The sequence below is a fragment of the Paenibacillus sp. LT-B23 genome, assembly GCF_059417685.1.
The window spans coordinates 151544-167055 of record NZ_JBSQBM010000014.1 but is presented as its reverse complement, the minus strand read 5'-3'; the positions used below and the strand labels follow the sequence as shown (position 1 = coordinate 167055).

The following is a 15512-nucleotide window of genomic DNA, read 5'->3' as shown; positions in this document are numbered from 1 at the left end:
TTCTTCCTCCTTTATGTTGAGAGCTAGCGTAGGTCAGACCTTCTTTTTTGCAAGGCGCGAAAAGCAATTCCACGCTCATCACCCAGTACGAAGGCATGAACCCCTTTTTCCACCCATACACTGTATTCCCCGTCCCTGCGCGGAATGGCGCAATACGGAATACCTGCTTGCTGTGAAGCTTCAAAGATCCGCTGTAGCCCTTCCTGTACAATCATTGCATCGGTCTGCCACGGCACCCCGTACGATTGGGACAAATCCGCTGCTCCTTCCAGCACCATTCCAATGCCCGGTACAGACAAAATATCCGCGATGCGTTTCACACCCAATCCGCTCTCAATCATGGGCACCAGCATAATCTGTTCATTAGCTCGCTTCATGTAGTCCACCAGATTTCCTTTGCCAAATGCAGCAGGTCTGCCGCTGTTCAGGCTTCGCTTGCCCTCCGGGCTGTATTTAGCAGCCTGAACCAGCATCTCCATCTGCTCCCTGCTCTCCACATGCGGAACAACGATCCCCTGCGCTCCGCTATCCAGTACGCGCAGTATTTCCTTCGCATCGACTTCAGGCACACGCACCAAGGGCGTGATTTGTGCGGCTTCCGCAGCACGGATCATATGCTCCACCGTCTCGGGATTGATCATGACATGCTCCATATCAATGATCACAAAGTCATATCCGGCATGTCCGATCATTTCGACCGTAAGCGCCGCCGGGATGGAAGCGATGAGGCCAACGACCTCCTGTCCTGTCCCCAGCTTCTCCTGAAGCCGATTTACAGTCAGCATGTCGGCTCCCGGTAGGCATACAGCGGATTCATTCCCGATTTGAAATGGAGGTCCTCATCCCCAAGCAGCCGCCGTTTCATCAATTCTTCAATCTGTACAGTCGGGGCAAACAAATCAAACAGACGGAATCGTTCCTCATGCTGAGGATGCTGGCGCTGATAATCATGAATGATCTGTGCGGACATTTCCCAAAAGCGCTGCTCGTCTAGCTGATAATGTTCGGCCAGGAACATCGCCAGCTCGGCGGCTGCAATAAAGAAAAAAGCATCGTAAGAAAAATCGCGCACATCGTCCGGATTGCTCGTTTTAATAAACGAATTGCGGTTAATCCGGGCATGACTTGGCGGCTCAGGATGAAGATCGGGGCATTTCTCCGGCTCTGTCAGATGCTTCACGGAAAACCGGACACCATCATGAAAATCCTTAAGCGCCACCCGTGTCGGTTGCCCGTTCCGGTGGATCAAAATGATATTCTGACCATGGGATTCCATGCCAATTCCATGCGCATACAGCATATGAATAATCGGCGATATCGTGGCCTCCAGCACACGCCGTGTCCATTCCACTACGCCGAATTGCTGTATCCACGGATCAATGAAGGGTACCCCGTTTTTTTGCACATAACATAGTCCGTTAAAAGGAATCGCATCCTCATCCGGCTGCAAATACCCGTGAATGCTTTCCCGCCAAACCGTCCCCAGTGAGCCGTAGGTTTTCGCCTGACGGTATTCGGGAAGCTGCTCATAGTCATACGTAATACCCAAAACCTCACGCAAAACAAAGAATCCCTGCTGAGCGGCGTATTCATCGTGTTCCAGCAACCCATGCAGCCAGTCCGTGATAAGCGCTCCGTTCAGCACCGTATGTCCAGCCATGATCCGGCTGGTCGAGGTGTTCGTAATGCTCAGCGACAGCTTCACATACGCGCGCTCCGGTGTCGTCCGGTTGGACCATGTGCGGATCGACTGCTGCGCCTGATACACATCACTCGCTTCACCGAGCCACACAATCCGCTGATTTGCCAGCTCTTGATGAAACCGGGGTAAAATGACCTGCTGCCATTGCCACGGGTGAACAGGCATGAGACGATAGGCTTCCGGTTGCTGACCGTAGCTGGTTAACAAGGCTTGGAAGCGTGCAACTTCGCTTTCTCCCAACTCTTGGCGAATAAATGCTCCATACTCAATCGCCTGCGACTGCCCTGCCCGACTATGGCTTTTGGCGATGGCTAGCCAAACAGGACGGAGTGGCTGCTTGAACTCGGGACCATACTGCTCATTGTCTGCCAGCGTAAAGCCGATTCTGGATTTGTAGCATGGATGGTAGGGATGCCCGTCCCCCAAATTGCCCTCCAGCTCATCATATCGACGCTGGTCATCCGCCAAAAATGGCGCGTTGAAAGAGCTTTGCGCCTGTACATCCTTTAGCAAGGTCTGCTCCAATTCCTCGATGAAGCGCTGGAGTCGTTCACCCTGCTGTGCGGCGCTGAGGACTTCATTTGCAAAATCAGCCAGCATGGCTGTCCTTTCGCTTCCGTCTGTCCCCACTCGTATGATTGGAACAGGAACCAGCCGAATGCGCCCAAAGCTGTTCATCTGTTTTCCGACAGAACGGTATTGGACAGGGCGACCTGTAATGTCCTTGCCGGACAATATAAAATGTTGATCGCTGTTATCCACGGAATCGCTGTACGTGTCATAAGGCAAAATTTCTTCATATAGCAATGCCTGAATCAGTTGGCGGATAATACGCTGCTCGACCTGCATAAAGGTATCCGAGCGGAGCGCCTGAATAAAGCGTTGAGTGGTCGAAGCATGGCTGGCGGGAGCTTTAGTAAGGCTGCTTGTGGAAAAGCTATGATTCGAAATGTTGGTTACAGACATGAAGTCACCTCACGAAAATGAATTGGATTAGGGATCGGGATAAACGACGGCGTATCCCCTCTGGACTGAAAACAGCTTGTAAAATTGGCTTTGGCAGGCAGTGTAGGTGCGGTCAATAAATCCTGGATATAGGCGGCTAGACGGGGGCAAGAATCAGCATCTTGCTTCCGTAATTGCTCCAATACCTTGCGTACCACCCTCCAATACTCCTGCTCACCGTGCTGCTCATGAACCGCAAGGGCATGAATCAATGCCCCCAAATGGTTAACAAAGAAATAATAACGGGTACGCATCCACGGCTCTTCTGCGCCGTACAATACGGGACTGTCCTCAGCAATCAGTGAACCCACCCATCCGGCTTCCTCGGCCTGTTCACGCACAATACTTACGCCCTCCAAATCCCGCACATAGTAGCATTCCGGCCATCCATCCTGTAGGGATAGAAGCGAATTTTGTACATGGGCTTCGAAGGCGATACCTTTCACCGCAAGCAAACGCAGCATAGGCACCATAGATATGTGAAGATACCGCTCCAGCCAAGCTAACAGGTCAGGCCGTTCTCCGTTTTTACTCGGGTAATTGTCCCGAATCACCCCGATAAGCCGCGGCTCCTGTTCACCCGGCAACGACTCCAGCAAGGAAGCCACTACATAGGTGGATTCAGGGTTCAGGTCCATCGGTCGATAAAGAACCGTAAACTGGTCAGACAATTGCTCCAGCTCGTGAATCGTCGCTGTTTCTCGTTCTGTTGCCGCCACGCTGTGCTCATGTCCTGCGTCATACTTTGCATCAGTCGTGGTGACCTGTGAAAGCTCTGCATCCTTAGCAGACTCTGGATTCTCCGTTCGCTTCGCTACCTCATTCGGCTGGAAGCATACGCGGCTGTATCCCGTTTCTGTCAGCACCTTGAAGGACTCGGATTGGATATGGGACGACCAGTCGGCTGAAAGCTCATGAATGACCTTCGCAGCATCCAAAGTACGCCGAGCCTGCTCCTGTGTATTGTCACGTACAAGATTGGTAATCCGCACATGCAGCGGCAGCTTATAGCCGTTTCCGGTTTTCAAATCCCATACTGTTCGTATCGAAGAAGTCGGATAAACGACAGGCCCTAGCACGCCCAAAGGAATCAACACCCGCTGACGTATCAAACCTTGAATGCAGGATTGTCGCAACACCTGCTCGGCCTGCCATGGATGCATGGGCAAAATGCGATATCGCGCCAACTCCTCTCCCCATTGACGCCGAGCATGGTGCCGCACAGACGGGTCAATGGCATTCCTGCGATGCTCTTCACCAATCCATTCCTCCTGCACGTTATCCTCATGAACCGCGAAATAATACAGCGGAAACGCCGCACCCATCTCGGGACTGTATAACGGAAGCTCATAATCGGCAAAACCCTCCGTGCTTTTCGGAAAAGGATGAAAAGGGTGTCCGATCAGCAAAGACTGCTCTGAGCGTACATACGTCAGGTGGGCTTCTGTACTTGAGAAAGACTTTGGCTTGCTCTCGCCTGTGATCTTCGTATGGTGATCCATAAAGAGCGTCATTTTGTGCATGCTGTTACGAATACGCTGCTTCATCTTTTGCTGCTCCTCTTCCCTTTGCTCGGGCTTGGCGTGATAGCTCATCTCGTCCAGCAGCCTTTGTATAACTCCATCCATCTCCAGGGGCCTGTACGTCCCGCCTTCTTCCACCTCGTACCAAGCACTCGCATACACATGTTGCCCGGTTGCAGAGAAATGGTGCAGGGTTCCCGCCAGTTGCAACCCGATCCGGGGTAAAATCACCTTTATTTTCGGTGCTTCCCCTTTGATCCTTGGGTCAAATTGCCGCGTTTCCCGCAGATAGCTGTTGACCAGGACCCGCAGTGTCGCTTGCTCCGCCCAGATCCTGCTTTTGGACAGTTCTCCAGCGATAGTGGAAATCTCCGTTGATTGTGTCAGCATGTATATTCTTTCTCTCCCTTCCTGTTCAAACCTGGGTGTAGCCGCAGATGCTTTCGCTTCCGGGGTATCACTGGATGTACGACGCGCTCCTTTTTTACGAAGAAAGTCAGGCGTCTTCAGGAAAAAAGCGGCGGGAATGGTGAGTAAAATCAATATACTCATCCCGATAAAGCCTTCCCTGATCGCTTGCAGCGTTCCCGTTTCCAGCGAATAGCCCACCACCAGAAGCTGAGCCTTGCGAACTTCAAAATAAATCGAAATCACAACCATTCCAAGTGAAGAGGTCAGTCTGCGCATCACATTATTGATTGCCGAGCCTTGGGCTACCAGCTCATCGGGGATTGCATTCAACCCGGCCGTTGTGGCAGGCATATTCGACAGACCCAGCCCAATTCCCCGTAGCATCATGAGGACGAAGATCATCCACAGCGGTGAATTCATCTGGAGCATACCGAGCATAGCCGTAGCGGCACATGTGATGATAAGTCCCGTGCTGATCATTCCTTTTGGCCCCTTGTGATCTAATTGCTTGCCCGCTATCGTGACAAACCACCCTGTACATATAGCGGAGGGCAAAAACACAAGTCCTGTCATCATGGCGTCATAGCCATACACATGTTGAACCAGCATCGGAACCAGAAAAATGCTGCCGAACATCGCAATCGCTTGTACACTCGCCACGATGACGCTCAAGCTGTAGGTCGGTATTTTGAAAATGTGCACATTCAGCAATGGCTGTTCCTTCACCAGCTCCATTCGCACAAACAGAACCAGCAAAGCCGCGCCTGCAAGGAAGAGTAGAATATGCAGCGGGGCAATCAGATCCGCAGCGGTCGTTGTTCTGCCCAGCGCAAACAGAATGACCCCCACCCCCAACGTAACCGTTATAAAACCGCTGCTGTCAAAGGTGCGCGACGGATTGCTACGTGCCGCTGTTAAATAACGCATCCCCAGTAGCAATCCCAGCAGTCCGGTTGGCACATTGATGAGGAAAAGCACCTGCCAGCTGCTTAGAGATAGCACGATTCCTCCCACCGTAGGCCCGAGCATCGGAGCCGCCATAATCGCAATCCCCCAGATTCCCGTAACCTTACCGCGTTCCTCCTTGGGAAAGGCTTCAAAAATCAGCGCCAGTGACAACGGAATCATCAGCCCGCCTGCCATCCCTTGCAGTCCCCGACAGAGAATGACAGCGGTAAGCCCCCACGATAACGAGCCGAGTAAGGCACCTGTGACAAAGAGCGCAAGTCCGCTCAGATATACTTTCTTTTTCCCAAAACGATCTGCCAGATATCCGGTTAAAGGCATCGTCATACCCATCGTGATTAGAAAAATAGTGATGAGCCAGCTCGCCGTAGCAGCGTTCGTATGAAATACTTTAATGAAGGACGGAATCGCCGGGTTGAGCGAACTGTTATTCAGCAAAACCGTAAAGGTGCCGAGCATCACCGTGATGACGACCTTCCACCGCTCGGGCACAGCACGTATGTTCATCCCTCGGCCTGCTTAACCATGACCGTGCTGCAACCCGGCATAGGCCACATGCACCGGAGTGGTCAAATCGAGCGTATGCAGAGGACGTTTGTGATCCAGCAGGTCCCTGATCGCTTCAATCACCACCGGATGATTATGACCGAGCGCTAAAGTTCCGGCCCCGGCCAGGCAGTCGTAATAGATTTTTCCATCCATATCCTTGACACGGATGCCTTCTGCTTCGGCGATGGCAATGGGGATACGGCAGGGGTAGGATCTGGCATTGGATTCCCGTGCAGCCTGGCTCTCTAGATAACGGGTGTTTTGCGAGATAGCAGTAGTAGCTTTTGGCAACTCGATCGCTCCTTTGATATTGATAATCATTTTCAATCAATTCACCTCCTTATTATATGGAATAAATATCCTGATGCCATGGACATTTAAGACCGGGTTTTGGACAAAAACTGTTTTTAATTCCTAAAATAGAATAAAAAACCACAATAAAAAATCGTCATTTCGACCATTTTCACTGTGGTTCTTTTGTATTTCTTCCCGACAGAATCAGGAGTACGGTGTTGTGTATGAAATTTTCGCTATAGCATCATGCAAATGGATGGATTCTTCATTTCGGCACTCCACCGTGAAGGCACGAACAGCCTCCAGCTTGACCAGATCGGCAGCAATCAGCCGCACCATATCTTCGACAAAACGCGGATTTTCGTACGCTTTTTCAGTTACTGCCTTCTCGTCCGGGCGCTTGAGCACCGGATGCAACGGAGCGCTGGCATTGGATTCTGCTGCATCCAGCAGCATGAGCTTCCAATCCTGCTCCAGCTTGTCTGGCTCATCTATATGCGCCTCCATCGTTACCACGCCCCGCTGATTGTGGGCACTATACTCGCTGATTTCCTTGGAGCACGGACACAAGGTGGTTACTGCCACCGTTAAGCCAACCATGGTACGACTCCCCCGTCCTGCCTCATAGCTAATTCGGATCAGCGCCTCGGCATGGTTCAGTCCCGTCTTTTCCAGCACAGGGGAGCGCCGTTCGTAGAACCAAGGGAACGATAACTCCAGCTCGGCCTGTTCCTGATTCATCCGCACAGCCAGACCTTCCGTAAAACGGGCCAGCTGTGCCAAATCCGTCGTTCCGCCCTGCTGCCGATATTCCTCCAAATGCTCTGTCAGACGGCTCATATTGATCCCTTTAGCCTCACGAATAAGCGAGGTTGTCAGCTTAAAGGTTCCGATGCTTACCTGTGACGAAGGGCTCAACCCCGCCTCCACGGTAATGGGATGCTTTACTCTGGCAATGCCCACCTGTTCAATGTCGAACAAATAGTTGCGTTTCTCATTTTGCAAATCAGACATGTGTTCCTTCGTGGTGGGTTTATCTCCCGGGATAGGGTCCACCGAACCGAACAGCCGATGGCGCTCTGCCTTGGAAGGCAGTTCCGGGGTTACTCTATCTTCTCTCACATTGATGACTCCTTCAATTATGATTTTCCAAGGTGACAGGATGCAAGCTTGCCATAGTTTCGCGGTTGCTTGTAATGATCCATAATGGTTGCCGATAAAGCTGTTTCAGCATTACACTATCTCCTTTTAATAGTAATAATTACGATTAATTTATATTACTACAAAAACACCTCAAGATAAACCTCGCTCCCCTCACAGCAACACAATTGAATAGCGTTCACTTATGAGCTAATGTAAGGGTAGAACTTTTTTTTCAGATAAAAAACGAACCCACAGGAGGTTGTTTCCTTGAGAAGTGAACATGTAATGCTTCATACCATTCTCGAATTTGCCCAAGAGGACGAACGGGTACGTGCCGTGATTATGAATGGTTCACGTGCCAATCCACATGCTCCACAGGATATATTTCAGGATTATGATATTGTCTTTCTCGTATCCTCCGTAGACAGCTTTGTTCAGGATCGTCGCTGGATCAACAGTTTTGGAGAATTGATTATCATGCAAACGCCCGATGAACACATAGAACCCGCTCCGACTTACCGTGATCGCTTTGCTTTCCTCATGCTATTCACGGACGGCAACCGCATTGATCTTACGCTCTATCCTGCGGATAACATCGCCAATTTGGAGCGAGACAGCTTAAGTGTGCTGCTACTGGATAAAGACGGACTTGTAGAACCTTTCCCACCGCCAAGCCTTCAAGATTATATAACAGTACCTCCAACTGCCCAAACCTTTGCAAACTCCTGTAACGAGTTCTGGTGGGTCAGTACCTATGTGGCTAAAGGATTATGGCGACGGGAACTTCCTTATGCCAAATTTATGTTGGATCGGCCTGTAAGAGATATGCTTCACTTGATGCTGGAATGGCATATTGGTATACGGACAGACTTCGCCGCAGATCCGGGTAAGCAGGGAAAATATTTCGAGCAGCACCTTGAGCCTGAACATTGGACTGCCTACGTCCAAACGTTTGCGGATGCAGATTATGAACATATGTGGCAGGCTCTTTTTAGGATGGGTGACTTATTCAGAGAAGTAGCCCTGGAGGTGGCGAATCATTATAGTTATGAATACCCGGCTCAGGACGATCAACGTGTTATACACTATCTCCATCACGTACAAGCTCTGCCAGCAGATGCGAAGGATATCTTTTAATGAAAAGACCAGTCAGACATAGTTTATATGTGCTGCTTTAGCAATTGCGCTGTTCGTTCCGGTTGCGAGATCGGAAAATGATGGGCTGCGGGAATATCCAGCGTGTGCAAGGAACGGAATGGCTCAGGCAGCTTATATATCTGATCCTTCACCCCCCACAGAATCGAAACTTTCTCCTTGGACCGTGCTTCGTATATTTGGGGGGCGAATTGGAAGCTATCCGACCTTGTTAACATGGCCAGCGTTTCCGCAGTCGTCTTTCTTACGCGCGGGGAACGCATTTCTTCAAGAACATACGTAATGTATGCTGGCGGGATATCTCCCAAGCTCTCAAAACATGTCTGCGAAAGCAATTGCTTTTGCAAGCCTGGCTCGCTGAGCCTGCCCAGCACACTCTCCGTAATTCGTGCACTCCTGTACCTAGGCGGAGCAGTATGCAATACAGGCTGCAACAGATGCAAGCTGCTGATGCGCTCAGGTACGCGTTCCCATACTTTAGCAGCCAGCAGTCCGCCGAAAGAATGACCTACAAGGCGGATCGGCGTTTCAAAAGTCCGAATGGCCTGTACTAACGATTCAATATGGCCTTCCAGTACATCCTCCTTATGATGGTATGGAGAGCGTCCAAAGCCGGGAAGATCCACCAGGCAAACCGAGGATTCAGGAAAATGTTCAGCCAGCGGTATCAAGCAATCTGCCCCGCTTAAAATACCGTGAACAAACACTATCGTTGGATTTTCATTTCTCGCCTTTTCCACCTTTCGCTCCAGTGTAGCTAAAGGCCCGCGCCTGCTGCGGACATATCCATCTGTTTCCGCATGGGAATGAATAATTCTAAAATCAAGATCGGTAATAACAAATGGGAAAGTGCTGGAATTCACCGCATGTGACAGCCCGGATTTATGGTGAATCCGCCGCGTTGCATCTAATGGGTAGTCCACATCCACGATAAAATCGAGTGATTCCTTCGGGATACCCAACTTTCGACCAAGTGGAGTACCCAGTATCTTGGATATCCAAGCGGGTGAAATCGAACCTAACGGTTTACGGACCCGAAGCTCCTTCGCCATATTCGTTCCCAGCTCTATCATCGTCGGGCTCTGTTGCCTTTCATCCATCAAGTAGTATGTTTCATTGGCAGGGCGCGGTTCCTTCGCAAGAGCGCTGATAAATTCGGCCGCATGATCTACGTGAACCAGTGGAAGCCAATGAGACTTCCCCCCGGGAACGAGACCCATGAGCTTGCGTGCTGTAGAAGCCACAAGAATGCCGAGTCCACCGGTTTGAGGCGTATCCCCATGCTCAGAGTCACCAATGACAACGCTCAAATGGATAACCGAAAGCGGAAACCCTTCCTTGTGCGCCCCCTGCCGAATATGCAAATCAGCCAGAAACTTCATACGCTCGTATGGAGGTGCTTGTTCCAATTGAGCGATGATAGGCTCCGGGGCATTCCAGTTATGATCATTAAAAGGGCTTTTGAACCCAACCAAATGGATAAAATGTCGTAGCCCCTTGCTCGCATGAATATGTGTAGCCAAAGTTAGCATTTCTTCTGCCGCTTGTAGAAAAGCCGCCCTCGCTTCCTCCTCTCCCAGCAAAATATCCATCGGACCTCCTGCGTGAATCACCACATCTGCGGTCTCAACCCGCTTTCTGTCAGAAGGATTCAGCCCCAGAGCGGGTATGCTTAAATCACCAATAACTGGTGTTAATTTCCCGGTATGCCAGGCTGTCTCCAAACCCATCTGCCTGCACATTCGTTCCCACTTCTGCTGCGAACGAACAAGGACGGTAACGGTATGTTCCTCCCGGGAAAGCTGCCGTAGTGCATGCATGCCGATAAAGCCTGTACCACCCGTGATGAAAATATGTGTCATGAATATAACCTGCCTTCTATATTTTAGTACCAATCAGTGCTAATGGTGATTAAAAAAAATCACTTTAACAGAAACGCTAAAGTAAATTTTAAATTTTCTAGTATGCTCGGGTCCTGGCTTGCATGTTGCAGAAAAAGTGCCCCCTCAATGGCCGAGACGATGAATTGGGCAGTCGACCTGGCAGGAAGTTCAGTCTGAATCTCTGATTTCTTCATTCCCTCGTTCAGCAACATCTCTACGGTGGTGATTTGGCTTTGGAAAAATTGGCTTACTTTATCCCGAAACAAGGGGTTATCCTGGGGCATCTGCGTATAAAGAGTAATAAATGGACAGCCGCCCAAACAATCTGTCTCTTGTTGTGTCAGCAGTTGAAGAAGGATTTCAAATCGTTCCTGAACAGACTGATCCTTACGCGAAGCAACCTCATAAATCATCTCGTTATATGTTTGAATCAGTTGATCCAGAATGGCTGAAAGCAACTCTTCCTTACTTTTAAAATAGTAGTAAATGTTCGTTTTGGATACGTTGCTTACAGCCACGATTTCATCCATACTTGTCGTATGATAGCCTCGGGTCAGGAACAATGAAGTGGCAGTGTGCAGAACAACATCCCGATTCGTCGTTTTATTTTTCTTCATCATATTTAGCACTATACGGTACTAATGAATGCTTGTCAAACTTCGCTTGATTAGGTCTGCCGAAATATTATTTTTCAGTCAGGACCCGATCACCGCTGCTCGCAGGCTGAGAGATCACCAAAAACTCAACATCCTCATTCGTTTCGTTAAACATTTGATGAGGGACCAAAGAAGGAACCTCACAGCCTTCCTGAGATCCTAATTCGATTCGTTCACCATCCACTTCAAGTATGGCTGTACCTGATAAAATAAAGAAGAATTGGCGTGCATGATGGTGATAATGTCTGACCTCGTGTGTATTCCCGGGCATACGCTCATGAATAATACTCAAATCTTTATTTTTCACCAAACGCCAACCATCACATTGATCTCCCCATATGTAATGTTCGGCATTATTTTTACTCATTTTCAAACTGAACCCCTCCTTTTACGATTACTGATTCATTTTAAGCCTGTATTCCTACGGCTACAATCTTATTTTCATCCAACAGAACGAACGTAAAAAAAGTCCGACTTACCGAACTATTTTTTTATATATCTGCCTCTATAATTTCCTCCAGCTTAATCCAGCTAAAATCCTCTTCCCCACGGGACAGCTTCACTTCCCGCCGACTCGTGTTAATCACCGTCACAAACCCGCACAGCTCCTCGTCATCAAATGGATTGAATACCCGCAGCGTAATGAGCTTCCGCTCGTTATAGGAAACGATGATCGCCTGCTCAATCTGCTGCATTTCCTGATCGTCCAATGTCGGCTTGCCGCGTCTCCCCTGCTCCTTCATCAGTCGCAAATAAGCATCCCGATGCTCAGGCAAGATCATGCGCGAGCTTTCCCATATGCCGTTCCCTTCAAGCTTTTTCCCCATCGTAAACGCCTCCTATGCTGTTCTCGTTACCGGATGCCATGCCAGTACCTGATCTAATCGAAAAACGCGTGGCTGTCCTGTCTGTAAACAGGTGGCCCGTATCAAACTGTTCTGCACACGATGCACCTCAATGCGCCGCTGAGACAGCTTGCCCTTCCGGTCCATATACACGATTTCCACGATCTGTCCCACGTATTTTTCCAGCATGCTCCTTCACTCCTTATCAGAACGTTTGTTTGTATTATATGCGAACATGTGTTTGATTATCAATGTTAAATAATCCCCTGAGAGAATGTGATGCTCTCAGGGGATTATTTAACACGCTTTGACATCAAAAAATGGATCTTCCCAATCGTAATTCCAGCCCATATGCAATAGAACATTATAGCATTAAACCCTATATCCTGGAACGTAGAATATTCCAAACCCCAATATATATGGGTTTTATAAACATTTATTTATAAATATAGGCATTAATGTTTAGACATTACTTTTCATTTTTTGTAGTCTTGGTAAGAAAATAAAATTTAAAGGAGTGTAATGATTATGAAATTTGTAAAGCTAACTTTATTCACGATGGTTTGGATGATGGTTTTCTTTTTTAGTACTAGCCACAGCATATATGCCGCGGCTACGGGGGACGTCCTTAATAAACCGGAAGAAGGATGGTCTCGTTATGAAGCGAATACGCCCGAGATCACCTATCTTGGTGGTAATTGGTTTCGTGATAATACCGGCCCAATAACCTGGACTTCTCCCTGGCAAAAATCTGGAACAAGTCTAAAGTTTAATTTTAAAGGTACTAAATTAAGATTAATTTCTACCACTTGGTGGTCTGGTTCTAGCAGCATTGATGTCATTATAGATGGTGTTAAGGTTGATAACTTTTCTTTGACTGGAAGTGACGTAGCAGCCCGTAAAATCATGTACGAAAAATTAAACTTGCCTCAAGGAGAGCACTCTGTTGAATTTGTAAATAATACACCCAACTATTTATTTATATATGCAATTGATACTGATGGGTCGTTACTTCCCTTTAAACCTGTCGAGGTAGCGCCAACTCCTGAACCGTCTGAACCAACTAAACCTTCCGAACCGTCTGAACCGTCAAAGCCCTCTGAACCATCCGAGCCCTCACAGCCGAGTGGTGACCGTGCAATTCTGGTTGTGACTATGGATAACGGGCTTGATAAAGAATTTGATATAAGCAAGAAGGAGCTAGCCTCTTTCATTCAGTGGTATGACGCTAAAGATGCCGGACGGGGTGCTTCCTTCTTCGCCATTGATAGACATACCAATAACAAGGGCCCTTTCAACAGCCGCAAAGACTATGTAATATTCAATAAAATTTTGACATTCGAAGTAAACGAATATTCATTTGAACCTCTCTCCAAAGAATTGGAGAGCTTCTCAAATCATCAGGACTCGTAACCTCGTCCCTCCTTGAAGGCTAGTTCCTAGCCTGATTGCGTTAGATTAAGATACGTTCTGCAAGGCTAGTTTCAATATATTAATAGCTGCATTTTCATCCCGATCTGCAACGTATCCGCAAGGACATTGATGGACACGAACAGCAAGTGATTTTTTGACGATTTCTCCGCAGTTGGAGCATCGCTGCGATGTGCCCGATGGATTCACTTGCACAACCTGACGACCGGCGCTTTCAGCCTTGTACGTCACGAATTGAATAAGTTGATTCCATCCGCTATCTGCAATGCTTTTGGCAAGATGATGGTTCTTGACCATCCCTTGTATATTCAAGTCCTCGAAGGTAATCAGTCCATATTTATTGATCAACTTTCGCGATTCTTTATGAGCGTAATCCTTACGTTGATTTGCTACTTTCTCATGGAGTCTGGCTAGGTCGCGTACAGCTTTACGCCGGCGGTTTGAACCACGCTTTTTCTTCGAGACCGCACGTTGCTTTCGTTTCAGCTTTTCTTCGCTTTTACGAAGAAATTTCGGTGACTCTATTCTCTCGCCATCTGATGTTACCGCAAGTTGGGACACGCCAAGGTCAATGCCAATCTGCTTTTCTGATGCTGGAAGGTGTTTGCTTTCGACTTCACAAGAAAAACAGGCGTAATATTTGCCATTCTTAACCATGATGGTACACGTCTTGATCGTTCCTTGCGGCTGCTGATGAAGTCGGATGCGTACATCACCGATTTTGGAAAGCACAAGTTGCTTTCCTTCTATGGAAAACCCACTCTGCGGGTAGGTAAAGGAGTTGTACTGGCTTTCAGGCTTGAATCTCGGAAAGCCCGCTTTCTCGCCATTTTTGACGCGGCGAAAAAAGGCTTGGTACGCCTTATCCAACCGCTCAACGACATTTTGAAGGACTTGGGAATGGACGTTTTTGAGTTCAGGTATGTACCTTTTCTCTCTGGCAACGTTGCTTTTTGCTCGTAATAGGTAAGACTCTGCCCCGTTTGCTCGTAAGCAGCGATTCGTTCGGCGAGCAAATGATTATAGAGGAGACGGCAACGTTCCAGCGCGAAATGAATGTACCCTTGCTCCTCTTTGGTTGGATATAGACGGAATTTATAGGTTCTCTGCATTAGCCGTCTCCTTTCTTTTGATTTTCGATGTATTTCTTTATGGCTTGTTCGGAGATAGAACCAATGGTTTCAATGAAAAAGCTGCTGTTCCAGAGGTGTCCACCCCATACAGTTCTTAATATTAAAAGAGTGGCAAGCCTCCAAGTGATAAGGGGCTTGCCATTTAACGTTCTGATTGGCAGGTGCATTGACCCACAATCGAGTAGATTGACTAGAATGTCTTTCCTCCAAATGAGGCTTACTGAAAATGGCGAAGAGGGCAGACTGATTGTCACAATGCGGCAACGGCCCCTTACTTCTCCAGAATTAAACCGCTGGTGCGGGATTAAAATTCGTAGGTGGACAGCTTAATATCCTCTTTATTCAAATCTTTCAGCGGATAGGCTAGGCCATTCCAATAAGTCAGAATATCAACAGGCTCGTTAGCACTATGCTCTTGTAACATAAGAGATAATTCAGGTAACAAATGCGGAAGCTGGTATGAGCTTGTTATAAAATGATACTCTTCCGGACTTTCACATTCTTCAGCTCTGTAAAAAACAAAGTAACCCTCGGTGTTGTCCCCGATGAGTACAATATAACGAGCAAGAAAAATAATTTCACCATTAGAAAAGGGAATGGAGTGTGTCGCATTAGGAATTAAATCCTTTTCCATCCCCTCTATACGCGCGGTAAGTTCACTGTTAAGAGCATCTATTCTTTCCCGTTGCTCGCTAATGAGCTGTTCATAGCTTACAGGGACAAGCCCTCCTTTCTTAATCGTAGTGATCAGTTCATCGATAAATACTTTTTGAGATAAAACCCGATTGCTCATCCTATTCATCTCCACATTCATTT

At 48.1% G+C, this 15512-nt stretch carries 14 protein-coding genes and 2 pseudogenes; 2 read left to right on the top strand and 14 right to left on the bottom strand.

Going from position 1 to position 15512, the window contains the following annotated elements:
• Positions 1-23 precede the first annotated feature (23 nt).
• The 5 genes and pseudogenes from ACWXW9_RS18550 to folE2 form a co-directional block, all read right to left on the bottom strand.
• Complete coding sequence (locus ACWXW9_RS18550) at positions 24-785, bottom strand: HpcH/HpaI aldolase family protein (protein ID WP_494930590.1); 762 nt, start codon at positions 783-785, stop codon at positions 24-26.
• Positions 779-2668 (bottom strand): IucA/IucC family protein, encoded by a 1890-nt coding sequence (locus ACWXW9_RS18545; RefSeq protein WP_494930589.1) that lies wholly within the window; start codon positions 2666-2668, stop codon positions 779-781. Before ACWXW9_RS18545 ends, ACWXW9_RS18550 begins: the two co-directional genes overlap by 7 nt.
• Positions 2659-6114 carry a DHA2 family efflux MFS transporter permease subunit gene (locus tag ACWXW9_RS18540; RefSeq protein ID WP_494930588.1) on the bottom strand — a complete coding sequence of 1152 codons (3456 nt, stop codon included), beginning with the start codon at positions 6112-6114 and terminating at the stop codon, positions 2659-2661. Before ACWXW9_RS18540 ends, ACWXW9_RS18545 begins: the two co-directional genes overlap by 10 nt.
• A gap of 51 nt (positions 6115-6165) precedes the next feature.
• A pseudogene (locus tag ACWXW9_RS18535) lies at positions 6166-6477 on the bottom strand (aminotransferase class III-fold pyridoxal phosphate-dependent enzyme); the annotation flags it as partial.
• Between the two features lie 177 nt (positions 6478-6654).
• Positions 6655-7572: a GTP cyclohydrolase FolE2 gene (gene folE2, locus ACWXW9_RS18530; protein WP_494930587.1), complete on the bottom strand. Its 918-nt coding sequence runs from the start codon at positions 7570-7572 to the stop codon at positions 6655-6657.
• A gap of 288 nt (positions 7573-7860) precedes the next feature.
• Here folE2 and ACWXW9_RS18525 point away from each other — a divergent pair, with 288 nt between their 5' ends.
• Positions 7861-8730 (top strand): aminoglycoside 6-adenylyltransferase, encoded by an 870-nt coding sequence (locus tag ACWXW9_RS18525; RefSeq protein WP_494930586.1) that lies wholly within the window; start codon positions 7861-7863, stop codon positions 8728-8730.
• A gap of 23 nt (positions 8731-8753) precedes the next feature.
• Here the strand turns inward: ACWXW9_RS18525 and ACWXW9_RS18520 are convergent, their stop codons facing one another.
• The 5 genes from ACWXW9_RS18520 to ACWXW9_RS18500 all read right to left on the bottom strand — a co-directional run bounded on the left by ACWXW9_RS18520 (position 8754) and on the right by ACWXW9_RS18500 (position 12321).
• Positions 8754-10610, bottom strand: a complete 1857-nt coding sequence (locus tag ACWXW9_RS18520; RefSeq protein WP_494930585.1) for an alpha/beta fold hydrolase — start codon at positions 10608-10610, stop codon at positions 8754-8756.
• Positions 10611-10669: 59 nt separating this feature from the next.
• Complete coding sequence (locus ACWXW9_RS18515; RefSeq protein ID WP_494930584.1) at positions 10670-11251, bottom strand: TetR/AcrR family transcriptional regulator; 582 nt, start codon at positions 11249-11251, stop codon at positions 10670-10672.
• 64 nt (positions 11252-11315) lie between these two features.
• Entirely contained in the window at positions 11316-11660 is a 345-nt protein-coding gene (locus ACWXW9_RS18510) for a cupin domain-containing protein (RefSeq protein ID WP_494930583.1), read from the bottom strand.
• A gap of 118 nt (positions 11661-11778) precedes the next feature.
• Entirely contained in the window at positions 11779-12114 is a 336-nt protein-coding gene (locus tag ACWXW9_RS18505) for a YolD-like family protein (RefSeq protein WP_494930582.1), read from the bottom strand.
• A 12-nt stretch (positions 12115-12126) separates the two neighbouring features.
• On the bottom strand, positions 12127-12321 hold the full coding sequence (locus ACWXW9_RS18500; RefSeq protein WP_494930581.1) for a hypothetical protein: 195 nt from the start codon (positions 12319-12321) through the stop codon (positions 12127-12129).
• 339 nt (positions 12322-12660) lie between these two features.
• On the opposite strand from ACWXW9_RS18500, the gene ACWXW9_RS18495 reads away from it, so the two are divergent.
• Entirely contained in the window at positions 12661-13545 is an 885-nt protein-coding gene (locus tag ACWXW9_RS18495) for a hypothetical protein (protein WP_494930580.1), read from the top strand.
• Positions 13546-13590: 45 nt separating this feature from the next.
• Here the strand turns inward: ACWXW9_RS18495 and ACWXW9_RS18490 are convergent, their stop codons facing one another.
• The 4 genes and pseudogenes from ACWXW9_RS18490 to ACWXW9_RS18475 form a co-directional block, all read right to left on the bottom strand.
• Complete coding sequence (locus ACWXW9_RS18490; protein ID WP_494930615.1) at positions 13591-14487, bottom strand: RNA-guided endonuclease InsQ/TnpB family protein; 897 nt, start codon at positions 14485-14487, stop codon at positions 13591-13593.
• A gap of 65 nt (positions 14488-14552) precedes the next feature.
• Positions 14553-14675 (bottom strand): annotated as a pseudogene (locus tag ACWXW9_RS18485) (helix-turn-helix domain-containing protein); the annotation flags it as partial.
• Positions 14675-14863, bottom strand: coding sequence for a transposase (locus tag ACWXW9_RS18480; protein ID WP_494930614.1), 189 nt, complete (start codon positions 14861-14863; stop codon positions 14675-14677). The pseudogene ACWXW9_RS18485 and the gene ACWXW9_RS18480, both read right to left, overlap by 1 nt.
• A 137-nt stretch (positions 14864-15000) precedes the next feature.
• Entirely contained in the window at positions 15001-15489 is a 489-nt protein-coding gene (locus tag ACWXW9_RS18475) for a hypothetical protein (RefSeq protein ID WP_494930579.1), read from the bottom strand.
• Positions 15490-15512 lie beyond the last annotated feature (23 nt).